The sequence below is a fragment of the Comamonas sp. Tr-654 genome, assembly GCF_011752915.1.
Classification (GTDB): domain Bacteria; phylum Pseudomonadota; class Gammaproteobacteria; order Burkholderiales; family Burkholderiaceae_C; genus Comamonas.
This window is the reverse complement of record NZ_VWWQ01000003.1, coordinates 97,326-122,168: the sequence shown is the minus strand read 5'-3', so window position 1 is coordinate 122,168 and position 24,843 is coordinate 97,326. Positions and strand designations below refer to the sequence as shown.

Annotated in this window: 22 protein-coding genes and 1 pseudogene; 7 read left to right on the top strand and 16 right to left on the bottom strand. The window is 63.6% G+C overall.

The genetic code is table 11. From position 1 onward, the window contains the following. Window positions 1-9: 9 nt before the first annotated feature. From F3J24_RS10195 to F3J24_RS10185, 3 genes are all read right to left on the bottom strand, one after another. Window positions 10-1,008 (bottom strand): tripartite tricarboxylate transporter substrate-binding protein, encoded by a 999-nt coding sequence (locus F3J24_RS10195; protein WP_167005542.1) that lies wholly within the window; start codon window positions 1,006-1,008, stop codon window positions 10-12. A gap of 117 nt (window positions 1,009-1,125) precedes the next feature. Continuing rightward, on the bottom strand, window positions 1,126-2,301 hold the full coding sequence (locus F3J24_RS10190) for a multidrug effflux MFS transporter (protein WP_167005538.1): 1,176 nt from the start codon (window positions 2,299-2,301) through the stop codon (window positions 1,126-1,128). A gap of 158 nt (window positions 2,302-2,459) precedes the next feature. Beyond that, complete coding sequence (locus F3J24_RS10185; protein ID WP_167005535.1) at window positions 2,460-3,323, bottom strand: alpha/beta hydrolase; 864 nt, start codon at window positions 3,321-3,323, stop codon at window positions 2,460-2,462. Window positions 3,324-3,506: 183 nt separating this feature from the next. On the opposite strand from F3J24_RS10185, the gene F3J24_RS10180 reads away from it, so the two are divergent. After that, window positions 3,507-4,382: a methylglyoxal synthase gene (locus F3J24_RS10180; RefSeq protein ID WP_167005532.1), complete on the top strand. Its 876-nt coding sequence runs from the start codon at window positions 3,507-3,509 to the stop codon at window positions 4,380-4,382. A 16-nt stretch (window positions 4,383-4,398) separates the two neighbouring features. Here F3J24_RS10180 and F3J24_RS10175 read toward each other — a convergent pair whose 3' ends face one another. The 4 genes from F3J24_RS10175 to F3J24_RS10160 all read right to left on the bottom strand — a co-directional run bounded on the left by F3J24_RS10175 (window position 4,399) and on the right by F3J24_RS10160 (window position 8,148). After that, on the bottom strand, window positions 4,399-4,764 hold the full coding sequence (locus F3J24_RS10175) for a DUF5329 domain-containing protein (protein ID WP_167005529.1): 366 nt from the start codon (window positions 4,762-4,764) through the stop codon (window positions 4,399-4,401). A 128-nt stretch (window positions 4,765-4,892) separates the two neighbouring features. After that, entirely contained in the window at window positions 4,893-6,056 is a 1,164-nt protein-coding gene (locus tag F3J24_RS10170) for a GGDEF domain-containing protein (protein WP_167006969.1), read from the bottom strand. A gap of 438 nt (window positions 6,057-6,494) precedes the next feature. Further along, window positions 6,495-6,977 (bottom strand): cupin domain-containing protein, encoded by a 483-nt coding sequence (locus F3J24_RS10165; protein ID WP_167005527.1) that lies wholly within the window; start codon window positions 6,975-6,977, stop codon window positions 6,495-6,497. Between the two features lie 178 nt (window positions 6,978-7,155). Then, the gene (locus F3J24_RS10160; RefSeq protein ID WP_255498875.1) at window positions 7,156-8,148 is read right to left on the bottom strand and encodes a tripartite tricarboxylate transporter substrate binding protein; all 993 of its coding nucleotides are present in this window, start codon (window positions 8,146-8,148) and stop codon (window positions 7,156-7,158) included. A gap of 66 nt (window positions 8,149-8,214) precedes the next feature. Here F3J24_RS10160 and F3J24_RS10155 point away from each other — a divergent pair, with 66 nt between their 5' ends. Together F3J24_RS10155 and F3J24_RS10150 are read left to right on the top strand one after the other, a co-directional pair. Then, window positions 8,215-8,562: a hypothetical protein gene (locus F3J24_RS10155; protein ID WP_167005525.1), complete on the top strand. Its 348-nt coding sequence runs from the start codon at window positions 8,215-8,217 to the stop codon at window positions 8,560-8,562. An 18-nt stretch (window positions 8,563-8,580) separates the two neighbouring features. Then, window positions 8,581-11,286 carry an HAD-IC family P-type ATPase gene (locus tag F3J24_RS10150; RefSeq protein ID WP_167005523.1) on the top strand — a complete coding sequence of 902 codons (2,706 nt, stop codon included), beginning with the start codon at window positions 8,581-8,583 and terminating at the stop codon, window positions 11,284-11,286. A 98-nt stretch (window positions 11,287-11,384) separates the two neighbouring features. On the opposite strand, the gene gdhA is transcribed toward F3J24_RS10150, so the two are convergent. Both gdhA and F3J24_RS10140 read right to left on the bottom strand, forming a co-directional pair. Then, window positions 11,385-12,731 carry an NADP-specific glutamate dehydrogenase gene (gene gdhA, locus F3J24_RS10145; RefSeq protein WP_003076433.1) on the bottom strand — a complete coding sequence of 449 codons (1,347 nt, stop codon included), beginning with the start codon at window positions 12,729-12,731 and terminating at the stop codon, window positions 11,385-11,387. 66 nt (window positions 12,732-12,797) lie between these two features. Beyond that, complete coding sequence (locus tag F3J24_RS10140; RefSeq protein ID WP_167005520.1) at window positions 12,798-13,175, bottom strand: hypothetical protein; 378 nt, start codon at window positions 13,173-13,175, stop codon at window positions 12,798-12,800. Window positions 13,176-13,254: 79 nt separating this feature from the next. Between F3J24_RS10140 and F3J24_RS25155 the strand changes: the two are divergent. Together F3J24_RS25155 and F3J24_RS10130 are read left to right on the top strand one after the other, a co-directional pair. Continuing rightward, a pseudogene (locus F3J24_RS25155) lies at window positions 13,255-14,750 on the top strand (MFS transporter). After that, window positions 14,747-15,451 carry an aspartate/glutamate racemase family protein gene (locus F3J24_RS10130; protein WP_167005518.1) on the top strand — a complete coding sequence of 235 codons (705 nt, stop codon included), beginning with the start codon at window positions 14,747-14,749 and terminating at the stop codon, window positions 15,449-15,451. Before F3J24_RS25155 ends, F3J24_RS10130 begins: the two are co-directional and overlap by 4 nt. Before the next feature lie 119 nt (window positions 15,452-15,570). On the opposite strand, the gene F3J24_RS10125 is transcribed toward F3J24_RS10130, so the two are convergent. The 3 genes from F3J24_RS10125 to F3J24_RS10115 all read right to left on the bottom strand — a co-directional run bounded on the left by F3J24_RS10125 (window position 15,571) and on the right by F3J24_RS10115 (window position 19,115). Beyond that, on the bottom strand, window positions 15,571-16,434 hold the full coding sequence (locus F3J24_RS10125) for a MurR/RpiR family transcriptional regulator (RefSeq protein ID WP_167005515.1): 864 nt from the start codon (window positions 16,432-16,434) through the stop codon (window positions 15,571-15,573). 97 nt (window positions 16,435-16,531) lie between these two features. Beyond that, a complete protein-coding gene (gene mutL, locus F3J24_RS10120) occupies window positions 16,532-18,757 on the bottom strand; it encodes a DNA mismatch repair endonuclease MutL (RefSeq protein ID WP_205244709.1) in 2,226 nt (741 codons plus the stop codon). Window positions 18,758-18,869: 112 nt separating this feature from the next. Next, window positions 18,870-19,115 carry a hypothetical protein gene (locus tag F3J24_RS10115; protein ID WP_003057754.1) on the bottom strand — a complete coding sequence of 82 codons (246 nt, stop codon included), beginning with the start codon at window positions 19,113-19,115 and terminating at the stop codon, window positions 18,870-18,872. Between the two features lie 367 nt (window positions 19,116-19,482). Between F3J24_RS10115 and F3J24_RS10110 the strand changes: the two genes are divergently transcribed. Further along, entirely contained in the window at window positions 19,483-20,136 is a 654-nt protein-coding gene (locus F3J24_RS10110) for a DedA family protein (protein ID WP_019043757.1), read from the top strand. Window positions 20,137-20,241: 105 nt separating this feature from the next. On the opposite strand, the gene F3J24_RS10105 is transcribed toward F3J24_RS10110, so the two are convergent. The 3 genes from F3J24_RS10105 to tsaE all read right to left on the bottom strand — a co-directional run bounded on the left by F3J24_RS10105 (window position 20,242) and on the right by tsaE (window position 22,659). Then, window positions 20,242-20,457: a glycine zipper 2TM domain-containing protein gene (locus tag F3J24_RS10105; protein ID WP_167005512.1), complete on the bottom strand. Its 216-nt coding sequence runs from the start codon at window positions 20,455-20,457 to the stop codon at window positions 20,242-20,244. A 184-nt stretch (window positions 20,458-20,641) separates the two neighbouring features. Next, window positions 20,642-22,141 (bottom strand): N-acetylmuramoyl-L-alanine amidase, encoded by a 1,500-nt coding sequence (locus F3J24_RS10100; RefSeq protein ID WP_205244708.1) that lies wholly within the window; start codon window positions 22,139-22,141, stop codon window positions 20,642-20,644. Next, entirely contained in the window at window positions 22,138-22,659 is a 522-nt protein-coding gene (gene tsaE, locus F3J24_RS10095; RefSeq protein WP_087084744.1) for a tRNA (adenosine(37)-N6)-threonylcarbamoyltransferase complex ATPase subunit type 1 TsaE, read from the bottom strand. The genes F3J24_RS10100 and tsaE overlap by 4 nt, the downstream gene beginning before the upstream one ends. 12 nt (window positions 22,660-22,671) lie before the next feature. Here tsaE and queG point away from each other — a divergent pair, with 12 nt between their 5' ends. Continuing rightward, window positions 22,672-23,712 carry a tRNA epoxyqueuosine(34) reductase QueG gene (gene queG / locus F3J24_RS10090; protein WP_167005509.1) on the top strand — a complete coding sequence of 347 codons (1,041 nt, stop codon included), beginning with the start codon at window positions 22,672-22,674 and terminating at the stop codon, window positions 23,710-23,712. A gap of 56 nt (window positions 23,713-23,768) precedes the next feature. Here queG and F3J24_RS10085 read toward each other — a convergent pair whose 3' ends face one another. Further along, entirely contained in the window at window positions 23,769-24,677 is a 909-nt protein-coding gene (locus tag F3J24_RS10085; RefSeq protein WP_167005506.1) for an AEC family transporter, read from the bottom strand. Window positions 24,678-24,843 lie beyond the last annotated feature (166 nt).

The window sequence follows — 24,843 nt, the reverse complement described above, 5'->3', positions numbered from 1 at the left end:
TTACCTCGCTTATTCGATGGCAAAGCCGGAGTTGGTGATCACGGGACGCCACTTGGCGACTTCGGCCACGCGCAACTGCTCCAGCGCCTGCGGCGTGCGTGGGTCGGGCTGCAGGGACAGCTCGGCCCATTTGGGCTGAAGCTTGGGGTCCAGCAACGCGTGGTTGACGGCGCGGTTGACGGTGGCAATGGCTTCGGGCGAAGTGCCTTTGCGCGCCCACAGGCTGTACCAGCCGCTGCCCGTGGCCTTGGGGTAGCCGGCTTCGGAAAAGGTCGGCACATCGGGCAGTTCGCGACCGCGCTGGCTGCCGAAGGTGCCCAGAATGCGCACCTTGCCTTCCTTGTGCAGCGGCGCCAGCTCGCTGGTGGTCTGGATGGCGGAGGCCAACTGGCCGCTGATCAGATCGGTCATCATGGCCGGGCCACCCTTGTAGGGCACGTGCACGATGTTGACGCCGGCCGCTTCGCCCAGCAGCAGTCCGAAGAAATGCGGCAGGCTGCCCACGGCGGGGCTGCCGAAATTGGCTTTGTCGGGGTTGGCCTTGAGCCAGGCCACATATTCCTGAATATTGCGCGCCGGATGCCTGGCGGGGACGGCCAGGCCGAACTGGAAATGCGCGAGCAGGCCCACTGGAGAGAAGTCGCGAGCAGGATCGTAGCCGGGCTTTTTGTAGACGATCTGCGAGAGCACCGGTGTGATCAGCGGTGCGATCAGATAGGTGCTGCCGTCGCTGGGGGCGTTGAGCAGGGTCTGTGCGGCAATCTGGCCGTTGGCTCCGGGCTTGTTGTCCACCACCACATAGTGGCTCTTGCCCAGCTGCGCGGCGATGCTTTCGGCCAGCACGCGTGCCAGCAGATCGATGCCACCGCCTGCGCCAAAGCCCACCAGAATGCGGCTGGCCTGAGGAACGGCGGAGATCTCGGCAGCCTTGGCCAGAGAGTTCAGGGAAAAACCAGCAGAGCTGGCGGCGAGCAGCGATTGCTGCAGAAAGAAGCGGCGGGAATGCATGGCTGGAGATCACAAAAAGTGCGGCGCGTTGGCCAGTCCAGGCATTCTCAAAAAATCTCTATAAAAAGAAAAATAATAAAAATTGGTTTTTAAATAACCAAAACATCTTATTTCAAATCATGATTTGCTGATGCCAAAACGCTGTACCAGCGTCCATGCCGTGATGGCCGTGCAGGCCGACCAGAACCAGATGCCGAAGGCCAGCGGCATGGTGGAGTCCGCATCCAGATTCAGTCCCAGCCAATGTCCCATGGCAAACGCCATGAGCATCATCACCAGGCCGTTGATGGCCGAGGCCGTACCCGCAGCCTGGGGGAAAGGCGCGATGGCATTGCTTTGTCCGCAGGGCATGTGTATGCCGTGGGCAATCTGGTAGAGACAGAAGGGCAGGGCATAGGCCCAGATGCTGCGCAGATCGGCCAGGGCCGCCAGGCCCATGATGGAGCCTGCCGTCAGCGACAGCACCCCCGCTACGGCCACGGTGCGCCGCACGCTCATGCTGCGCAGCAGACGGCGGCAGGCAAAGGTGCCAGCGATATAGCACAGCGCGTTGCCGCCCAGCATCAGTCCGTATTGCGTACGGTCCATATGCAGCACGTTGATGTAGGTGAACGAAGAGGCCGCCAGATTGGTGAACAGGCCTGCATAGCTGAAGCAGGTCAGCAGGTTGTAGGCCTGGAACATGGGGTTGCGCACAATGCGCGACCAGGTGCGCAGCAGATTGCCCGCTTGCAGCGCCTGCGGGTTGCGCTGAGGAATCGATTCCCTGAAGCGCAGCACCACCAGCAGCCAGGCCAGACAGCCCATGAAGGCCTGGGCCAGCATGGTGGAGCGCCAGCCCAGCCAACCCACGAGCAAGCTGCCGCTGATGGGCGCCAGAAAAGCCAGCACGCCCAGGCCCGTCAGCGCCTTGGACATGACCTGCGCGCCCATATGCGGGGCATAGAGATCGCGGACCACCGCTCGCGCGCACATCACACCGGCGCCCAGGGCTGCGCCTTGCAGGCTGCGCCAGGCAATCAAGGCTTCCATGCTCTGTGCGCTGGCGCAGCCCAGAGCGGCGATCACATAGCCGCTGATGCCAAGCAGCAAGACCGGGCGGCGGCCCAGCCGGTCAGACAGCGGGCCCCAGAGAATCTGCGAGCAGCCAAAGGCCAGCAAAAAGCCGGTCAGTGTCAGTTGGGCCTGCGAGACATGGGCGCCAAAGCCTTGCTGCAGCTGAGGCAGGGCAGGCAGATAGAGGTCGGTTGCCAGCGGCTGCAGACCGAGCAGCAGCCCCAGCGTGAGAATCACGAAAACTGCAGATTCAGGAGCACTCTTCGCTTGATTATCAAGGGATTGAGCGCGATTTGGTTCTGAGTTCAGGGCAGGCGGAGCAGACATGGCCAGACAGACTAGCAGAACCTGTCGATTGATCCGTATGCTGACGAGACAGTATGTGGCGATGTCGATCAGCGCGGATTCAGGCCGAACAGCTCATGCAGTGCCTGGCGATATTGCACCAGTGCCTTGGACTGGGTGTTGTGATGGCTGGCGCCCTCGACCAGGATCAGGCGCTTGGGTTCGCGCGCCGCATCGAACAGCTGCTGGCCCAGCCGGGCCGGAATCAGCGGGTCTGCCGTGCCGTGCACGACCAGCAGCGGCGAGCCGATGTCCGCCACCCTGTCGACCGAATTGAAGCGCTGCGTGATCAACCAGTTCACGGGCAGCCAGCCCCAGCGCATGGAGTCGAAGACATCGGGAATGCTGGTGAAGGTGGACTCGACCAGCACCCCGCTTTCGTCCTTGACGGAGCCGGCTAGATCGATGGCGACGGCGCCACCCAGCGAGTGGCCGAAGATATAGCGCGGCCTGCCTGCGGCCTTGCGGCCCAGCCAATCCCAGGCAGCGCGGGCATCTTCGGCGGCCGAGGCCTGCGAGGGCAGGGCCGGACTGCTCTTGCCAAAGCCGCGGTAGTCCACGGCCAGCACCGAAAAGCCCATGGCCTGCAGGCGCCGTATGCGTGGCGAGGAGCCCGTCACATTCCAGCGCGCTCCATGCAGAAACAGCAGCAGCGGGGCATGTGCATCGCTGGATGGCATCCAGAGGGCGTGCAGTCTGGCGGCGCTGCCGTCGCGGCTGCGAAAATCTATCCATTGCTCCTGCATGCCGGCCGTGTTGGCTCCGGGCCAGCTGCGGTCGCTGGGCTGAAAAATCCAGACCCGCTGCCGGGCATCAATCTCGCGCATGCCCCAGATTGCGAGCGCCAGCAGCAAGGCCAGACCGAGTGCTGCCGCGAGGCGGCGGGGGTTGCAGAAGCGTGGGGTCTTGGGCATGAAAGGAGTGCGGCGGAAGAGGGCGACTGTCAAGTGCTGTGCAAGTATGGCTGTCTGACCCGGCCCCAGTCATCTGGAGTGCATGAATTGGCGATATTCTTGCGGGTGTTTCAAACCGCAAATGCATAGCTGGTTGCGCAGAGTTTGCGAGCGTTTGAAGCCTGTTTGAAGGATTAGTTCACTATGTCGATCTGCCTGGGTCTTGCCGCCAACAAACTCCACCACCAAACCGAGGACGCCGCGCTGTTTGCCTTGCTGCGCGCCTGCGAGGCCGGAATTCGCGAGCTCAAGCTGGGCTTTCATACCGTGGGCCGCACCTATGACGCCATCACGGCGGCCAGCATGCTCCAGGGCTACAGAGGCCTGGTTCGCTACCCCTATGGCCGCGAGGGCGGTCTCATGAGGCTGGTGGCCGAGGTGGTGGGCATGGAGGGTGACGAGCGCACTCTCGATGGCGCCATCTACCTGATGGACCCGGTGGACCCCTCGTCCATCTTCCCTGAAGCCCTGGCCTTGAAGCGCCAGTGCGTGATTCATGGCAAGCCTTTTCTTTCCACGGTCGCCTCCACGCGCGACTGGATCGAGATGGAGCGCATTCACGCCGGTCTGGCACGTGACCGCAATGCCGACCGCTTTCACGACTATGAGAACCAGACGCTGGCGCTGATCGCCCACGATGCCATGAAGCCCACCATGCTGGACTTTGCTGCGCGCAACTTCGAGCTGCTCAGCCGCTACCGCCGCCGCGTGGGCACGGGCACCACGGGTCAGAAGCTCAACGAGATGGCCTGGAGCAAGGGCTGGCCTGCCGACAAGCCCTGGGTGGATCGCTACAACAGCGGGCCGCTGGGCGGCGATGCGCAGATTGCCGATCTGGTGCTGGAAAAGCGCTGCCACCGCGCCATCTTCTTCGAAGACCCGCATGTGGCACGCCAGCACGAAGCCGATATCCAGCTGCTGGAGCGCGCCGTGACCACGGTGACGCACGATGCCGTCTGCAGCACCTCGCCCCAGGTGGCGCAGCGCTGGTGCGATGCGGCCGTTAAGCGTGCGTGCTGAGGCGAGCCGCTGAGCGCTATTGGCGGCTGCGGTAGCGCTTGAGTTCTGCCTGCAGCCAGCTGGCGCTGGATTCAGCCTCCTTGCCGCTGCAGCGCACCAGATAGGGTTTTTGGCTGATGCTGCTCTGCGTGCCTGCGCGGGCAATGAAGTCCTCGGCCGTCTCCACCCAGCCCTTTTTGAGCAGATAGTCGTATTTGCCGCGCAGATGCTCGGCGGCCTTGTTGCTGTCATGCCAGCTGCCGTTGCGCTGGAACTCGCAGCCCGAGTTTTTGAGATGGCCGATCAGGTGCTCGATCTCCTGAGTCGCCGCAGGTGCGGGTGGCGCGGCAAGGCTCAAGGCGCTGGCTGCGGACAGCAGCAAGGCGGTAATGGTGTGCTTCATGGAGCAGATCGTACAAAAGTCGGGAAAGCACCAGGCTTGCAATAGCGGGCGGCGGCCTTTGGCGTCACTTCACTTTCGTTGGTGCACCGCCGGACTTTTGTTTTTCTGGCCGGCGGGCTCAGGAGGCATCAGTGCCTCAGTCCGGCTGAGAAGGGGGTGAGCTCCATCCGGTCCCGTCCCTTGCGCTTCGATGCGTAGAGCGCGTCATCGGCCCGCTTGAGCCAGTGCGACAACTCCATGTCGGGCTGATCGAACAAGGAGGCGCCTATGCTCAGGGACACCGGCTCCGGTGTCGCGAACATCGTGCGTGCCTGCTGCGCGAACGCCTCGCGCAAGTCCCGACCCAGCGCCTGCGCGGCGGCGCCCGAGATGCCGCGCAGCAGAATCACGAACTCGTCCCCGCCCAGCCTGGCGGCCAGCGAGCCGTGGGGTAGCGCGCCGCGGATGAGGTCGGCGAGGGTCACCAGCAGCCGGTCGCCGGCGTCGTGCCCGTGCAGGTCGTTGACCTGCTTGAAGTGGTCTATGTCTATCAGCAGCAGGGCGCCTGGACTGGTCGGCGAGGCCTGCTTCAGCAACTGCGGTGCGCGCAGATAGAGTGCGCGACGGTTGTCCAGCGCGGTCAGCGGGTCGCGGGCTGCGATCTGTGCGATGCGTTCTTCACGGCGATGACGCTCGGTGCCGATCATGGACATTGCGAGCAGCATGATCGCCATCGCGCCTTCCACCAGTGACACCAGAATGACCGTGCCGCGGAAACCGGCCAGGTTGACAAAAGTGTCCAGAACCAAGGGGGAGGCGGCCTTGGCGAGGTAGAACAGTCCGTGTGCCAGCAGCACGAAGCGCAGCTGTGCTGCCCCCACGCTCAGTGCGCCGCCCTGCGGGCGCAGCAGCAGGCCGGCGCGCAAGGTGATGATGGCGATGAGCAGCGACTGGATGCCCAGCATCGCTCTGGACCACCAGGGCCCCTCGGGTAGAAACAGCATCGCCAGCCAGACGACGACCAGTAGCCACCAGGCGCGCGGCAGCTTGGCGCGTGTGAATCCGGCGACACCTGCCAGGAACAGCCAGTGGGCCGCGATCAGCATGCCGTTGGGAAACCAGATGCCGAACAGCACATAGTCACGGGAACGCAGCAGTGCCAGCACACAGCCCACGGCGATGATGGCAAACCCCGCCCCCCAGAGCAGCAGCGAGCGTTCGCGTACGCTGCTCCATTCGGCGGCCAGGTACAACGCCGAGGCGGCAGCCATGGCCGAGGTGAGGACGAGCAGGGTGAAGGGGTCGAGAGCCATGGACGATGAATGTATCGACGCAGGCGGCTCCGTGTGAGAGCCGACTGGCCAGGAGCAATGCACGGCAGCGGATCCGCTGCTCGGCGATGGTCGGGGCCGTGGCACTGCAATAGAGCGGCGCCGCATGCGCGGCGAATTGTCGCAGGATGCGGATTTTCTGGCATCTGCTGTGGGCCGGTCCGACAAGGTTATCGGATCGAAGCGGGCTGTCTGACGCCGCAGCTGCAGCTATCAGAAGGCCTTTCTCGCCGACCAGCCGCATCGGGCCCTGCCGCCTGAGCTCGCCATGGCGGCATGCATATTCACCGAACCTGCGACCGATTCGGCGGCGGCAGTCCAATAATGCAGGTGTGACCCCGCTCATGCAGCCAATGCTTTAGCCATGCCGGAGACCGGAAGTGCGGTGTCGCTCCGTTGCCGGCCGCCGTCGTTTGACGCTCAAGGGGCCGGTGTGGCCAGCGGCTTGCCCTTCTCCACCACATACACGCCAATCAGCTTGACCGTGCCATTGCTGGCGTTGTGCGCGTCATGAATGACGCCGGCCGGCACGACAAAGCTCTCTCCGGCCTTGAGCGTGCGCGGCGGCTGGCCGTCGATCAGCAGATCGACCTCGCCCTCGCTGATATAGCTGATCTCGTCGCCGGGGTGGGTATGGCGGCCCGCGCGCGAGCCGGGGGCGACCTCCACCTTGGCCACCACGGCTTCGCGGCCCGGTACCGAAACATCGGCCTTGCCGACCATGGTCCGGGACAGGCCTCCGGTTTGGGCCGTACTCGGTTGGGCCGCACCCGGCTGGGCCGCACTCGGCTGGGGCATACCCGCCTGGGCCATACCCGCCTGGGCCAGGGCGCTCTGGCTGAACAGCATGAAGGCGCTGCTGCAAAGCAGGCTGGAAAAGCTGGCGCGGCGAATCAAGGACATGAAATTAACCCCCAAGGTTTTTGACGGAGACAAGTGGTGAAACCTGTCACTTGTACCGGGAAGGGGTGCGGCCATGCCATGGGGGCAGCCCTAGTCGAAGGGCTGCCGACAACCAACCAGGGTGGCATTGCACAAAAGCATTCGGGCAGGAAAGCGCCTGGCGTCGCAGGCCGCCGCTTTAGTTGTCTGCGCTGATTTTCGCGAACTTCACCAGCTCGGCGTATTTGTCCATGTCGGTGCGCATCACCTGGGCAAGACTCTCGCTGCCCTTGGCAGGCGGGGTTCCCGCAGCTTCCAGCTTCTGGCGGATGGCCGGGTCGGCAAGACCTGCCTGTATCGCTTTTTGCAGCTTGGTCAGCACCTCCGGAGGCAGACCCTTGGGGGCGGCCAGGGCGAACCAGCCGCTCAGGGCATAGCCCTTGAGCGCGGGATGTTCCGCAAGCGCTGGAATCTCCTTGAGCGTTGTGATGCGGGTGGCGGTGGTGGCGCCCAGAATCCTGATCTTCCCTGACTGCGCCAGCGGCGCTGCAGCCGTGGGCGAGAGGATGGCGAAGTCCAGATTCCCGCCGCCCAGATCGCTGGTCATGGCAGGAGAGCCTTTGTAGGGGATGTGCACGAGGTAGACACCCGCAGTCTTCTTGATCAGCTCGCCCGAGAAATGCGGTGTCGAGCCAATGCCGGGGCTGCCGTAGCTGTATTTGCCGGGATGGGCCTTGGCCAGCTTGACGAAGTCATCCACGGTCTTGGCGGGGACATGTGCTCCGGCCACCCACAGATTGGGGGCCATGGCGGTCAGGCTCACCGGAGTCAGGTCCGTTGCCGGATCGTACTTTTGCGCTGCATTCACAAATTTGGTGCCCGCCATTTCGTTGCTGGAGCCGGCCAGCAAGGTGTAGCCATCGGGCTTGGCCGAGACCACGCGCTGCGCTCCCACCACGCCCGCGGCACCCGGCACGTTCTCCACCACGACGGTGGCGTTCAACTGCCTGGCCAGTATGTCCCCGACCACGCGGCCGACCATATCGACCGAGCCGCCCGGAGCATAGCCAATCACGATGCGGATGGGCTTGCTGGGATAGGCATCCTGTGCCTGCGCTGCGACGGTGAACAGGCTGCTCATGGCACAGGCGATGCAAAGGCGGCGGGAAAGAGAGGCGCGATCTGAATTCATGGGGTTCCACAGAGATGTGGCTAAGGTTGATTCGGTGATTGATGCTGAATTGCTCAACAAAATTAAATGAATTGTCGTGAAATAGTTGCTGAGAAAGAATCCATGAAAACCAGCGGTTTGCATGATTTCCCGCTCGTGCCCGGTGTCGTAAAGCGTGATCCCGGAGGTCTGCAATTTCAGAATTTGTGGCCGCTGGCCTGGGCGGCGACGCGCTGGCCCGCAGCCGAGCAGCCCTTCAGGCCAGCCGGAGAATCAGAACTTGCTGCTGTGCTGACAAGCGGTGCGAACCAGTCGGTGGCAGCCATCGAGCTATCGAAAATCCTGCATATAGTCGGTTGCAAAGCGTTTCAAGCGCATACCATGCAAGCGTCAAGCCAACCGGGCGCAGATCCGGCTCACAAGCGTTTCAGTTGAATCGTCAGGGAGTCTCAGATGCAGGAACAGACCCGCGTTGCCGCCTGGCACGCGTTGCCGACCGATGCCGTACTCACTCAATTGCAATCGACTGCCTCCGGACTGAGCTCTGGCCAGGCTCGCGAGCGCTTGCAGCAGCAGGGCCCCAATGCCTTGCCCGCCGCCGCTTCACGCGGCATGCTGGCCCGCTTTCTGTCGCAATTCAACAATCTGCTGATCTATGTCCTGCTGGGCTCGGCCGTCGTTACGGCACTGCTGCAGCACTGGGTCGATACGGGGGTGATCCTCGCAGTGGTGCTGATCAATGCGGTCTTCGGATTCGTGCAGGAAGGCCGCGCCGAAAAGGCGCTGGATGCTGTGAAGGCCATGGTTTCCAGCCGCGCCAATGTGCTGCGCGACGGCTTGCGCATGGCGGTGCCTGCAGAGGAACTGGTCGCCGGTGACTGCGTGCTGCTCGAAGCCGGCGACCGCGTCCCGGCCGATGTGCGGCTGCTGCGCGCCAGCAGCCTGAAGCTGGACGAAGCCATGCTGACCGGTGAATCGGTCGCCGTAGACAAGTCGGTCGATCCGGTGGCCGCCGATGCGGCTCTCGGTGACCGCTTCTCCATGGCCTATTCCGGCACCCTGGTGGCTGCCGGGCAGGGCCTGGGTGTGGTGGTGGCCACCGGCCCGCGCACCGAGCTGGGCCTGATCAGCACCATGCTGGGCTCGGTGCAGACACTGGCCACCCCGCTGACGCGGCTCATGGACCGCTTCGCGCGCCAGCTCACCATCACCATATTGAGCCTGTCCGCGCTGATGTTCTGCTTCGCACTATGGGTGCGCGGCTACGACACGGCAGACGCCTTCATCGCCGTGGTGGGGATTGCCGTATCTGCCATCCCCGAAGGCCTGCCCGTGGTCATGACGATTGCGCTGGCCATTGGCGTGCAGCGCATGGCCGCACGCTATGCCATCGTGCGCAATCTGCCGGCGGTGGAGACATTAGGCGCCGTCTCCGTCATCTGCTCCGACAAGACCGGTACTCTGACGCGCAATGAAATGAGCGTGCGTGCCGTGGTGCTGCCCGGGGCCAGCTTCGATATAGAGGGCGAAGGTTATGCTCCCCAGGGGCGTTTCACCCTGGCGGGCGAGGAGATTGATCCTGCACTGCATCCGCAGTTGCTGCACTTCGCCACAGGCGCGGCACTTTGCAACGACGCCCATGTGAGGCATGCCGAAGGCAAGGTCTGGGCGGTCGAGGGCGACCCCATGGAGGGGGCTCTGGTGACGCTGGCAGCACGGGCCGGCCTGGATGTCGATCAGCTGCGCCAGGACTGGCATCGGCTCGACGAGGTGCCGTTTGATGCCGTTCACCGCTATATGGCCACGCTGCACCGGCCGCTGGCTGCCGCTGCCGTGGTGTTTGTCAAAGGGGCTCCGGAGCAGGTGCTGGCCATGTGCCGAGACCAGCAGGGCATCGAGGGCGTGCAGGCGCTGGATACCGCTTACTGGCTGGAGCAGGTCGATGCCCTGGCCGCCAAAGGCTATCGCGTGCTGGGTTTGGCCAGCTTCGCGCCCGAGGATGCCAAGGACGGGGTGGACATGGCCGACATCAAGGACCTCAGCCTTCTTGGCGTGCTGGGCATGATAGATCCGCCGCGCGACTCGGCGAAGACTGCCGTGCGCGAATGCCGAAGCGCCGGCATTGCCGTGAAGATGATTACCGGCGACCACGCCGCCACGGCCGCCGCCATTGCCCGGGAACTGGCGCTGGCCGACACCATACGCGTCACCTCGGGCCATGAGCTGGACGGACTCAACGATGCCCAGCTGATTGATGTGGCCCGTGCCTCGACGGTATTTGCCCGCACCAGCCCCGAGCACAAGCTGCGCCTGGTGCAGGCCCTGCAGGCCGATCGCAGCGTCATCGCTATGACCGGGGATGGGGTCAACGACGCACCGGCGCTCAAGCGGGCCGACATCGGCGTGGCCATGGGCATTACCGGCACGGCTGCCGCCAAGGAGGCCGCAGGCATGGTGCTGGCCGACGACAACTTCGCCACCATCGTCGCCGCCGTCAAGGAAGGGCGCACCGTCTACGAAAACCTGCGCAAGGTCATTGCCTGGACCCTGCCGACCAATGGCGGCCAGGCGATCGTCATCGTCGTGGCGATTCTGCTGGGCCTGTCCCTGCCCGTCACTCCGGTGCAGATTCTCTGGGTCAATCTGGTCACTGCCGTGGCCCTGGGTCTGACGCTGGCCTTCGAGCCACCCGAGCCCACCCTGATGCAGCGCAAGCCGCGCTCGCCCGACGAGCAACTGCTGCAGCCCTATCTGCTGTGGCGCGTCGCCCTGGTCTCGGTGCTGTTTGCCTTGGGCTGCTTCGGCATGTTCGAGTGGTCGCTGCGCCGTGGCGACTCGGTCGAGCTGGCTCGCACCATCGTGGTCAATGCGCTGGTGATCATGGAGATCTTCTATCTGTTCAGTGTGCGCTACACGCAAGGAACCTCGCTGAGCCTGCGTGGCGTCCTGGGCACCCCGGCAGTGCTGCTGGGCGTGGCCGGTGTCACCCTGGTGCAACTGCTGTTCACCTATACCTCGCCCATGCAGGCGCTGTTCGATAGCCGTCCTGTCGACCTGGCGGCCGGACTGCTGGCGATAGGGCTGGGGGTTGTCCTGCTGCTGTTGCTGGAGGTCGAAAAGCTCTTGGTACGCTGGATGGGACTGGGCGCGAGGACCTAGAGCGCTGTGCACGCAAGGCGTTCAAGCCGTCGTTTCACCGCCAGGGCATGAAAAAAGGCCCCGAAGGGCCTTTCTTGCGATTGCTGAGCGCTTGGCGCTTAGATCACGCCTTGTGCCAGCATGGCGTCGGCCACCTTCACAAAGCCGGCGATGTTGGCGCCGTCGATGTAGCTGATGGTGCCGTCTTCGCGCTTGCCGTGCTTCACGCAAGCAGCGTGGATGCTTTGCATGATTTGCAGCAGACGTGCATCCACTTCTTCGGCAGGCCAGGACAGGCGGGCCGAGTTTTGCGACATTTCCAGACCCGAAGTGGCCACGCCACCCGCGTTGGATGCCTTGCCGGGTGCGTACAGCACGCCCGCAGCTTCGAAGGCGCGGGCGGCTTCGTTGGTGGAGGGCATGTTGGCGCCTTCAGCCACGCACAGCACGCCGTTGGCGATCAGGGTCTTGGCATCGGCCTCGTCCAGCTCGTTCTGGGTGGCGCAAGGCAGGGCCACGTCCACCTTGATGGACCAGGGGCTCTTGCCGGCCAGGAATTCCACGCCGGAAACCAGCTTGGCGTAGTCGCTGACGCGGCCGTACTTGTGGTTCTTCACATCCATCAGGATGGCCAGCTTTTCGGTGGTGAAACCGGCGGCGTCGTACACGGTGCCCGAGGAGTCGGACACGGTCACGACCTTGGCGCCCAGCTCCATGGCCTTTTCCACGGCGTACTGAGCCACGTTGCCCGAACCGGACACGGACACGGTCTTGCCTTCAAAGGACTGGCCGCGAGTGGCCAGCATTTCACGGGCGAAGTACACGGTGCCGTAGCCAGTGGCTTCGGGACGAATCAGCGAGCCGCCGAAGGACAGGCCCTTGCCCGTGAACACGGAAGCTGCAGTGTTCGACAGCTTCTTGTACATGCCGGCCATATAGCCCACTTCACGGCCGCCCACGCCGATGTCGCCTGCGGGCACATCGGTGTCGGGACCCACGTGGCGGAACAGCTCGGACACGAAAGCCTGGCAGAAGCGCATGACTTCGGCAGGGCTCTTGCCCTTGGGGTCGAAGTCCGAGCCGCCCTTGCCGCCGCCCATGGGCAGAGTGGTCAGTGCGTTCTTGAAGGTCTGCTCGAAAGCCAGGAACTTCAGCACGGACTGGTTGACCGATGGGTGGAAGCGCAGACCGCCCTTGAAGGGGCCGATGGCCATGCTGTGCTGGATGCGGAAGCCGCGGTTCACCTGCACCTGGCCCTTGTCGTCAGTCCAGCTCACGCGGAACTGGATGATGCGCTCGGGCTCGACCAGACGCTCCAGCAGGGCGTGCTCGGCGTACTTGGGATTCTTCTCGATGAAGGGCCACAGGCTTTCCATCACTTCGGTGACGGCTTGCAGGAACTCGGGCTGACCGGGGTTGCGTTGTGCCACTTCTTCCAGGAATTGGCCTACGGACTCGTACTTCATAGAGAACTTTCTGACAGGGACAGAGGAATGCGCTGAAACTCGCGAAACCAAAATTATGCCAAAAAGTTATGCAGTCATGCATGGATTCGGTGCATGAAAGCGCAATTCTGGTGCGTCAATGCCCGAATTTGGAACATTTCTGCCGCATTTGTTCTTAGTTTTCAGGCACTTGGATGGTGCATTTGAAGTAAAGGATTTTTCATTCTGGTGTCGTAAAAACATTTTTGCGGCTTGTCGCACAAGCGTTTTTGTTTCGGAACGTCCGACTTCATCCGCCCGCAATGTCTTATCTGTGCTAGCACCATCATGGTGCATGTGATTTTTGGCACGAAATCTGCAATTGTGAAAACTGATTTTCATGATCCCGGCCGTACGACTGAGCAGATGGACTGCGCAGCCAGATTCAGGGCCTGGGTAAATCTGGATTTGAAATTGAAATTTCATATTATTTAATAAGAAAACTTAATTTCAATCGGCTTGCCGGCCCGGCGCCAGGCCAGCCTTCAAGCAAGAGGAGGTGGATATGGCAGCTGAGATTCCCGTGACGCCCTCGGCGTCAGGCAAGGCCAGTGCGGCTCAGATGCAACAGCTGGAAAACGCGCTCAACCAGATCGGCGTGACGCGCTCGCACAAAAGCATCATCTTTCTGGTGGTCTGCGGCGTGCTCTTCGATGTGTTCGAACAGAATGCAGTCGGCCTGGTCGGCCCCTTGCTGCGGCAGCAATGGGGGCTGGACGCGACGGACATTGCCTTTCTCAACACCATCACCTTCTTTGCCGCCGCCATGGGGCGCCTGCTGTCGGGCTACCTGGCCGACCGCATGGGACGGCGCTTCATGCTCAATGTGAACCTGGCGCTGTTCACGCTGGGGGCCGTCGGTTGCGCACTGGCGCCCGACTACGCTTTCCTCGCCGTGGCGCGAGCCATCGTGGGCTTTGGTCTGGGCGGTGAAATCACCACGGCCGTGACCATGCTGGCCGAGTTCTGCTCGGCCCGCTTTCGCGGCACGGCAGTCGGTCTCATCAATGTGGGCGGCGGCGGTCTGGGCAATATGCTGGCGCCGGCCTTCGCGCTGGGCGTGTTCACGCTGTTCCCGGGCGATGATTCCTGGCGCTGGCTGTTCGGCTGTCTGGTCATGCCGGCCATCTTCATTGTGTTCTACCGCCGCTTCGTGCCGGAGACGCCGCGCTTTCTGCTCTCCAAGGGGCGGGTCGAGGAAGCCAATCAGGTGCTGAGCATGCTGGCGGCGGGCAAGCTGGCCAATGCGCAGTACGAGCTGCGCGAGTTCATCAGCCAGGCAGTGCGCAGGCGCAGACTTCTGCCGCGCAGACCGTACAGCGCAGTTCCTTCGCCGACATCTTCAGGGGCGGCTATGCGCGGCGCACGATTGCCGTGGGTGTGGCTTCGTGGATGACGTTTGGCGCGCAGCTCTCGGTGCTCACGCTGATGCCGACGATTCTGGTCGCCCAGGGTTACTCCATCACCAAGAGCTTCAGCTTCACCATCGTCATGCAGATGGGCAGCCTGGCCGGCGCGATCGCGGCATCGACCATGGGCTATTACTTCCCGCGCAAACGGGTGCTGACGGTAGGGGCGATGGCAGCCTGTCTGGCGGGCCTGGCGTTCGGCAATTTCACCGATAGCGTGGCCATGATCCTGGTCTGCGGTGCGCTGTTCCAGTTCTGCGTGCTGACGCTCAACACCTCCATCTGGATCTTTGCGCCTGAGCTGTACCCCACGCGCATTCGTGCGCTGGGCACCTCCTTCCTGCTGGCCCTGGGCACGATCGGCGGAGCCATGTCCCAGGTGCTGGCGGGCAAGATGTTCGATCTGCACGGCGTCTCGGGAATGTTCGGCATGATCGCGGCCATGTATTTCATCTTTGCGATTGCCGTGCAGTTTGCCCCCGAGACCTTTGGCCGCTCCATCGAGGAAGGTGCCGGCGGCGAATCCCATGCCGAGAAGGAGTCTGTCGCTGCTGCAGGTGTGGTCGCTGCTGGCCAGGAGCGCACGGCATGAAGGCTGGCATGCATATTCTGCTGATCAACCCCAATACCTCGCAGCAGACCACGGCGCTGATGCTCAGGCAGGCACGGGCCTGTCTGCCGCCCGGCGTACTGCTGCACGGCGCGACGGCCGGACGGGGCGCGGCCATGATTACCGACGAGACGGGGCTGAAGATCGCCGAGCAGGAGGTGCTGCGTCTGGGCCTGGCCTTTGCCCAGGGCGATGACGGCCAGGCCGGCCGGGCCATCATCGTGGCCGCGTTCGGCAATCCCGGATTGGAGTTGCTGCGCGCGGCCCTGCCGGAGCGGGTTGCCGCCCTTGGTATCGGCGAAGCCGCCATGCTGCAGGCAGCACGGGATGAGCAGGGCCGCCCGCGTCGCTTTGGCATTGCGACGACCACGCCGGGGCTGGAGGCTTCGATTGCGGCCTCGGTTGCGGCGCTGGGTCTGACGCCCTGGTTCTGCGGCACTCGCATTGCTGTGGGCGAGCCGCTGGCCTTAGCTGCAGACCCGGCCCTGCAGTGCGAACGCCTGGGTGATGCCGTGGCCCAATGCGTGCAAAGCGATGGCGCGCAGGCCGTGGTGATCGGCGGCGGCCCGCTGTCCGAAGCCGCGCTGTGGCTGGCGCCGCGTTTTCAGGTGCCGGTGCTGTCGCCGGTGGTGGCCGCAGTGCAGGCGGCGCTGGCGGGCCTGGCGCTCGCCGTCACCCACTGAATGCTATTGGGTATGGTTGGATGCTATTGATTAAAGAGCTTCTACCGCCAGTTAGTCATATTTTTCAAATGGAAAAGTATCTGAAATCTATGAATAACAAGCGCAGCAAGCTTTTGATTTCATAGCATCTCGTCCAGCGCATCGTGGCTGGTCTCGATGGCCGCCATATGTCTGCGCCCCGGCTGCCCGCTTTGCTGCAAGGTGGCCGTGGCAATCAGGTGGCAGAGCATGAAAAGCGCCGTGTGATTGTCCAGCGGTCCCGGCGCCGAGGTCTGCACGCGCAGCAGCCAGTCTGCCTCGGGGGCCGGGCTGGCATGGTCGGTGATGCAGATCAGGCGTGCGCCCAGCAGCCTGGCCTGGCGCGCGAACTCGCTGACCACGCGCACGCTGCGACGCAGGGCAAAGATCACTACCACATCCTGGGCGCCGATCTGGGCCGCATATTCGCCCAGGGTCTCGCCGGTGCCGGGAATGACCTGGCTGGGCATCTCGAGTGCCTGCAGCAGCTGCCAGCGCAGATAGGCCGCAAAGTTGCGGTTCTGGCGATAGCCCACGAAGAACAGCTGTCGGGCGCCGATCAGGGCCGTGGCGATGTCCTCCAACTGCTGTGCCGAGATCTGTCCGATGGTGATGGCCAGATTCTCCGAGGCCTGGCGCAGATGCGTGGCAATCACATCCGCCGTGGGCTTGCCCTGGGCCGATGCGGCGGCCAGAAACAGCGGCGAGCCATTGTCGCCCTGCGCGCGGGCATGGCGGCGCGCGTCCTCGTAGCCTTCATAGCCCAGCCGCTGTATGAAACGCGTGACCGTGGCATTCGATACCCCCGTGAGCTTGGCCATCTCGGCGGCCGCGTAGCTCGACAGATTGCCGGGGAAGTCCAGCAGGAATTCCGCCAGCCGCCGCTCCGACGGCGGCAGCTGCGGCAGGGCCGCACGCACGCGGGCGATGAAGGAATGGTCCGGGTTGGAGGGGCTGGGGTTCATGACGGCGGATGGCAGGCGGGCTCACTGATCTCTCGGCCCGCTGTTTGGATCGATAACGGCAATGTAGCGGCTATTTAGCGGCCATTGCCGCCTGCCGTCAGCGCCCGCGCAGAAACAGCGCATCCAGCTCCTTCATGCTGAGCTGGCGCCAGGTGGGACGGCCGTGATTGCACTGGTCGGAGCGCTCGGTCACCTCCATCTGACGCAGCAGCGCATTCATCTCGTCCAGCGTGAGCTTGCGGTTGGCGCGCACTGCGCCATGGCAGGCCATGGTGGCCAGAATCTCGTTGCGCGCGCGCTGCACCACGGTGGTTGCGTCATGCTGGGCCAGTTCGGCCAGCACGCTGCGCGCCAGCTCCACGGCATCGCCTTGTGCCAGTGTGGCCGGCACGGCGCGCACGGCCAGGGTCTTGGGCGAGAAGGGCGAGACTTCCATGCCCAGGGTCAGCAAGGTCTCGGCATGGGCCTCGGCCGTGGCGACTTCCTCGGGCGTGGCGGCAAAGGTGGCGGGAATCAACAGTGGCTGGCTGGGAATCTGCTGGTCGCCATTTTCCGTATTCACGGCATTCTTGAGCTGCTCGTAGACGATGCGCTCATGGGCGGCATGCATGTCCACGATGACCATGCCCTGGCTGTTTTCGGCCAGGATATAGACGCCGTGCAACTGGGCCACGGCACGGCCCAGCGGCCAGACCGGGGCCGAGTCAGCCGCAGCGGTTGCGGGCTGCTGCGCAGCAGCAGCGGCGGGCACGGCGGCGGCTTCTGCCGTCGGCCTGGCTGTCGCCGGTGGTTGCGCAGCGGCAACGATCACTGTGGCGGCTGGCGCTTCCTGCATCTGGGGGGCAGGCGCTTTGCGCTGAAAGTAGCTGGACTGGCCCGAAGGGCGCAGTCTGATGCCTTCTTCCTCGGGCTGAGGCACGGGGCTTGGCATGGCCGTGGTGTTGGTGATCGTTGTCGCGCCCGTTGCATCTTCAGGTGTCGCTGCTGCAGCACTTGCTGGAGCCGGAGTCCGCGACGCAGTCGCCATCTGGGGCGCGGGTGCGGCTTCCGCAGTGGCTTCGCGCATGGGCTCCCAGAGCTTGGCCAGATCGCGCACGGGATTGCCGATGGCGGGTTCGCCAAAGCTCATGCGGGTTTGCGGCCAGGCCGGGGCTGCGGCGGGCTTGGCCGGGACAGGCGTGGCAGTGCTCTCGTCGATCAGGCCGGGCTGGCGTGCGGCTTCCTGAGCCGCCGCCTCGACCACGGCTGCGGCGCGCGGCGTGGCTAGCGCGTTCTCGATCGCATGGCGCACCGCCTGGTGGACTTCGCGGCTGTCGCGAAAGCGCACCTCGATCTTGGTGGGATGCACGTTCACGTCCACACGCGCGGGGTCGATTTCGATGTAGAGCGCGTAGACCGGTTGCTTGTTGCCATGCAGCACGTCCTCGTAAGCAGAGCGGGCCGCATGCGTCAATACCTTGTCGCGTACAAATCGGCCGTTAACGTAGCAGAACTGCTGGTCGGGACGCGAGCGCGCCGCGTCGGGAATGCCAGCGCGGCCCGTGACGTGGACGGGGCCGGCCCAGTGATCGACGGCCACCGAGTTGTCGACAAACTTGTCGTTCAGCACGTCGGCCAGGCGGCGCGACAAGGCTTCGTCGGGCGTGCTGCCGGCGGCGCGCCATTGCTCGACCAGCTTGCCTTCATGCCAGATGGCAAAGCCCACATCGGGGCGGGCCAGCGCATGGCGACGCACGGACTCTATGCAATGCGCGAGTTCGGTGGCATCGGTCTTGAGGAATTTGCGGCGCGCAGGCGTGGAGAAGAACAGCTCCTTGACCTCCACGGTCGTGCCCTGGTTGCGTGCGGCGGGGCGCAGTTCGCCGCTGCGGGCGTCCAGCAGATAGGCAGAGTCCTGACCTGCGGGGCGCGAGAAGATGGAGGTTTCCGATACGGAGGCAATGGCGGCCAGTGCCTCGCCGCGAAAGCCCATGGTGGCCACGGTTTCCAGATCGTGCAGATCGCTGATCTTGCTGGTGGCATGGCGGCGCAGGGCCACGGGCAGCTCGTCGCGCGGGATGCCGCAGCCGTCGTCTTCTACCGCGATCAGGCGCACACCGCCGGCCAACAGGCGCACGGTGATCTGGCCGGCGCCCGAGTCCAGAGCGTTGTCCACCAGTTCGCGCACTACGGAGGCGGGGCGTTCGACCACTTCGCCGGCAGCGATCTGGCTGATCAGCTCGTCGGGCAGATCGCGAATCGGCCGGCGCATGGGTGCAGCCTGGTCGGTGGTTTCGGTAGGGGAGGGGGAGAGTTCGGGGCTGGATGCGTTCACGACAACCATTCTAGGCCGGCGCACAAACCGGCCAGGAAGTGAGTTTTTTGAACGCTGAAATACAGAGAGCTGCCGGCATCGCTCAGGCAGCTCTTTGTTCGTTCCGCGGCGGGCGCGGGGCTTAGCGGCGGCGGTAGCCGCCCTTGGTCAGTTCGTTACCGATCAGAGCACCGGCTGCAGCACCGCCGATGGTGCCGACAGGGCCGCCAAACAGCACATTGCCCACTGCACCGCCGGCCACGGCGCCAGCACCGATACCGACTTGCTGACGGCTGGGGCCGTGAGCGCAGCCGCCCAGAGCCAGGGCGCCGGTCAGTGCGGCAGCCAGAGTCAGGGCCTTGCCATAGCGCATGGTGAATGTCTTCATGTTCGTATTCCTCTCGTCGTGCTAGTTATGGAAAGCGGTCTGGTCTCTGCGCCGAGGGAGGCTGGAGACTTCGGACTTTGCTGGCCAGGGGCCGATGTCGTGATTTGCAATGCACGGCTTGCGGCGACACATCTCTACTGTGCCAGCAGAATTGGCAAGCTGACGTATTGTTGACGTTTAGTTTTATCAAAACTTGTAACAAACCACCTTGAACCGGCTGCTCTTGTTGCAGTCTGCAAGCAGCTGTGAGTTTGCTCTCAAAAACATGGCGCTCCAGCAAGGGTGGGAGCGTCTGCGGGCTTTGGGGGCGCAGTACATTACTGGCCGGCATACGCCGGTATGCCAATCCATTTTCGAGGACCGTGTTTTGGAAATCATTCAGTTTCTGATCGACTTCATACTGCATATCGACAAGCATCTGGAAGCCTTTGTTGTGGCCTATGGGCCCTGGGTGTATGCCCTGCTGTTCATCATCGTGTTTGTCGAAACCGGTGTGGTGGTCATGCCTTTTCTGCCCGGCGACTCACTGATGTTCATCGTGGGTGCGCTGTGCGGTGCCGGCTATATGAGCTATCCGCTGGCGGTGGTCGTGTTGCTGGCAGCGGCCATCCTGGGCGACCAGAGCAATTACACGATAGGCCGCTACCTGGGGCCCAAGGTGTTCCAGTGGGAGGATTCGCGCTGGTTCAACCGCAAGGCCTTCGACCAGGCCCACAACTTCTATGAGCGCTATGGCGGCGTGACCATCATTCTGGCGCGCTTCATGCCCTTCATCCGCACCTTTGCCCCCTTTGTCGCCGGAGTCGCCCATATGAGCCGTGCCAAGTTCAGCCTGTTCAACGTCGTGGGTGCCGTGCTGTGGGTGGTGGGCATCAGCGCTGCAGGCTACTTCTTCGGCAATATGGAGTGGGTGAAGAACAATCTCGAGAAAATCATCTGGGGCCTGATCCTGGTGCCGGGCCTGATCGCCATCTTCGGAGCCTGGCGCGCCGGCAAGGCCGAAAAGGCCAGGGCTGCCTGATTTGCGCGCTTGGCAGCATCTGGCATCGATCGCCAAAGCGCTGCCCATGAAAAGCCCCGGCATGCCGGGGCTTTTTCGTTGGACATCCGGATCGGATAGAGGCGCTTATTTGCGCTTACCTACCTCGTTACCGATCAGCGCGCCTGCTGCAGCGCCGCCTACGGTGCCCAAAGTGGAACCAAACAGTGCATCACCGACCACGCCGCCGGCGACGGCGCCGACACCGGTGCCGATCTGGGCATTGGTGGGCGAGGTGGAGCAGCCAGCCATGGCAAGCGTGAAGGCTGTAGATACGGTGATGGCAAGAGTTCGCAGTTTCATGAGGTCTCTCCTGTACAGCTGCCAAACAGGCCAGCTTTCATAAGAACACGCCTTGATCTTGAACCTTTTGTCCCGGCTTTCAGGTAGGAGAGAGGGCCAAGCCCGTGTCATTCAGGCTTGGCGACTGTCATCAAGCCGGCTTGCCGGCTGACAGCGGGCGCGGCGGTTTTGTGTGAGTGCGTACTTAAACGGATCGGCTGCGTGCCAGCGGCGGGTTGTGGGCGAAATACTTGCGGATGCCCGTCATCAGCGCATCGGCCAGTTGCTCGCGGTAGGCGGCAGATGCCAGCTTGGCTTCCTCTTCGGGGTTGCTGATGAAGGCGGTTTCCACCAGCACGCTGGGGATGTCGGGCGCCTTCAGCACGGCAAAGCCGGCCTGCTCCACGCGGGCCTTGTGCAGCTTGGCCATGCCGCCGATTTCGCCCAGCAGCGAAGTGCCCAGTTTGAGGCTGTCCTTGATCTGGGCGGTGGTGCTCATGTCCAGCAGCATGCGCTGCACATGCTGGTCCTGCAGTCCGCCCACGTTCAGGCCGCCTACCAAGTCGGCCTGATTCTCCTTGTTCGCCAGCCAGCGTGCGGCCGTGCTCGAGGCGCCTCTTTCACTGAGCGCAAACACGCTGGCACCGCGCGCAGCAGGGGTGGTGAAGGCATCGGCATGGATGCTGATGAACAGATCGGCTTGGACGCGACGGGCTTTTTCCACACGCGTGGCCAGGGGCACGAAGAAGTCGGCATCGCGCGTCATGAAGGCGCGCATGGGACTGCCGCCGATGCGCGAGTTGTTGATGCGCTCGCGCAGCAGATGGGCGACCTTGAGCACCACATCCTTCTCGCGCAGACCGCTGGGCCCGGTGGCACCAGGGTCTTCACCGCCATGGCCGGGGTCCAGCGCCACGATGATGATGCGGTCCGTGCTTTGCGAGGTGGCGACATTGGGTGCAGGCCTGGGAGCCGGTGCCGGGCGTGGCGCGGGAGCCGGTGGCACAGGCGCTGGTGCCTGTGCAATCACCGCAGGAGCCGGTGCAGGAGCGCTGGGGCGCTGGTTGCGCTGGGCAATCAGGTCACCCAGAGGGTCGGCCTGGGGGGCTGTTGCAATCGCCACCGGGGGCGGTGTCGTGATGGCGGGATTGTTCGCAGCTGGCGCGGCGGCCGAGCTGCCAGCGTCACGCAGGCGCTCGCTGATCAGGGCTTCCAGCGGATCCACGGCCTTGGCGGGGTAGAGATCCAGAACCAGTCGGTGTTTGTAGGGCGCAATCGGGGCCAGCGTGAAGACCTGGGGCCTGGCTTCCTGCTTGAGGTCGATCACCAGACGCACCACGCCGGGTGCAAACTGGCCGACGCGGATGCTGGCGATATTGGGGTCGTCGGAGCGGACTTTGGCCACGAGTTCCTTGAGCGCCGGGTTCAGATCCAGGCCCTCGATATCGACGGCCAGCCGCGGCGGGCTGGGCACGAAGACCGGCTTGGCCGTCAACGGAATATCGGATTCCAGCGTGACGCGCGAGTAGTCGGGTGCGGGCCAGACGCGCACGGCCACGATGCTCGCGCCCTGCGCAATGTGCTGGCGGCCCAGCAGCAGAACCACGCTGCCTGCCTGCAGCAGATTGCGGCGGGAAAGACCCGGTCCGGAAAGACCCAGCCGGGGCAGGTCCGGAAAAGCCGTGGAGAAAGTTGTTTTGCTCATGCCGTCAATGCTTCAAGCACGGTGCAGCCTGCGGGGGTGCCAGCCTTGAGCGTCACCTGCCGTTGCACATCGTCAATTGCTTCGATATGGATAGCTATATCCGCAACAGGTGTAACCGCTGCAGCCTTTTCGGGCCATTCTGCCAGCTTGAGCCCGGCGCTGGCAAAAATGTCACGAAAACCTGCATCTTCCCATTCACGCGGATCGTCGAAGCGGTAGAAGTCAAAGTGCCAGATCGAGAGGTCGCCGGCCTCGTGCGGCTCCACCACCGCATAGGTAGGGCTCTTGATGCGGCCCTGCACGCCCAGGGCGCGCAACCAGTGGCGCACCAGCGTGGTCTTGCCCGCACCCAGGTCGCCATGCAGGGTCACATAGGCGTTGCGCAGCTCGGGCAGGGCGGCCAGTTGCCGGGCGAAGCGCTCGGTATCCTGTTCGCTCTGCCAGAGTATCTGGCGCTGCGCCAGCGCCGGTGTGGGCTCGCTTCCTACAATTCGGGGTGTATGTTGAGCAGCAGTCAATTGGTTCCTTTGATGCAAGCCTGGGCTCGCGAGCTGGGATTCTCCCAAATCGGCGTGGCTGGCGTGGATTTGTCCTCGGCAGAGCCCGGTTTGCTGCAATGGTTGGCGCAGGGATTCCATGGCGAGATGCATTACATGCAGGCCCATGGTTTGAAACGAGCCCGGCCTGCGGAATTAGTTCCCGGCACGGTGAGCGTGATCACCGCGCGCATGGATTATCTGCCGCGCGAGACCGGGGAGGGCTGGCAGGCCGTGGAATGGGACAGGCTCCAACGTCCCGATGAAGGTATTGTCTCCCTCTACGCCAGAGGCCGCGACTATCACAAGGTGCTGCGCAATCGCCTGCAGAAGCTGGCCGAGCGCATCGCGCAGGAAATGGGGCCGTTCGGCCACCGCGCCTTTACCGACTCAGCGCCAGTGCTGGAGGCCGAACTGGCCAGCCGCAGCGGGCAGGGCTGGCGCGGCAAGCACACCCTGGTGCTGAGCCGCGAAGCCGGATCGATGTTCTTTCTGGGCGAAATCTATGTGGACTTTGCGCTTGAACCCACGGCCCCAGTCACGGCGCACTGCGGCAGTTGCTCCTCATGCATGGATGCCTGCCCCACGGGCGCCATCATCGCGCCGCACAAGGTCGACGCGCGGCGCTGCATCTCCTATCTGACCATCGAACATGCGGGCAGCATTCCCGAGGAACTGCGTCCCTTGATGGCCAACCGCATCTATGGCTGCGATGACTGTCAGCTGGCCTGTCCCTGGAACAAGTTTGCCCATCCCAGCGTCTTGCCCGACTTTGATGCCCGCGCCGGGCTGGCGGGCACGCAGCTGGTGCATTTCTTTGCCTGGGATGAAGCCACGTTTTTGCGGGTGACCGAGGGCAGCCCGATTCGCCGCATTGGACATGCGCGCTGGCTGCGCAATGTGGCGGTTGCTCTGGGCAATGCCTGGCGCGAAACCGGCAACCCTGCACTCCGTGCCGCGCTGCAAAGCCGGGCCGCCGATTCCGATCCCGTGGTGGCCGAACATGTGGCCTGGGCGCTCGCCCAGCGTGCCTGAAGTTTAGTGAAATCGGTCTGAGACGCTTACTCCATCAGTGCTGGAAGCTATCAAATTCAGATTCCGATCAGCCAGAGCCCGAAGGGCAGGCTGAGCACGCCCAGCATGGTGGACAGTGAAATCAGGCTGGCCACAAACGAGCCTTCATAGCCCATGCGCACGGCCAGTACATAGCAGGAGGAGGCCGTGGGCAGGCTGGAGAATGCCATCAGCGCAATCGCCTGCGGCAGGTTCAGCTGGAACAGCCGCACCATGGCAAAGGCGATCAGCGGCTGGATGGCATGGCGTATCAGCAGCAGCTCGCCTGCCAGCAGCTTGTTGCTGGTCAGGGCGCTGAGCTTGAGGCCGGCGCCGGCGGCCATCAGGCCCAGGGCAATCGAGGCTGCGCCGATACGGGCCACGGGTGCTTCCAGCAGTGCTGGAATCTTCAGTCCGGCGGCATTGAACAACAGTGCGCTGACGGTGGCGATGATCAGCGGGTTGCGCAGCAGATGCCCGACAAAATGCTGGCCGCTGCCGCGCACCATGGGCCAGACCGCGGCCACATTGAACAGCGGCACGGACACGCCGATCAGCACCGAGACATAGAGCAGCCCGTCGGGCCCTGCCAGGCGTGAAACCAGCGCCAGTGCGATGAACGAGTTGAAGCGAAACGCCACCTGCGCCGCACCCGCAAAGCCGCGGGCATCGATGCGTCGCCCCAGAAACGGCAGGTGCGGCAGGCTGTAGGTCAGCGCAATTCCCAGCAGGCCTCCCAGCACGCCAGCGGCCAGCAACTGGCTGGCCTCGCCCCATTGGATGGGGTTGCGCGTGATGGAGTGAAACAGCAGCACCGGAAACAGCAGGTAGTAGACGAGCTGCTCCACAGGTTGCCAGACGCTGCGATTGATGGGCGTGAAGCGGCACAGCACATAGCCCAGCACGATGAGCGCGAAATCGGGGAAAAGCAGTTCTAGATAGTTCACGGCCCGCAAGCATAGGGCCGGTTGCGAATCTTCCGGGAGAAAGCTGTCACCAAGTTTCTATCTGGCAGTACTTGCTGTCGCCACTTGGCCGCTTTGTATCCAGGCTTGATGCAGTTCAAGGAAACGGCGTGAATCTAGGGTAATTACTGATAAATCAGGGCTAACA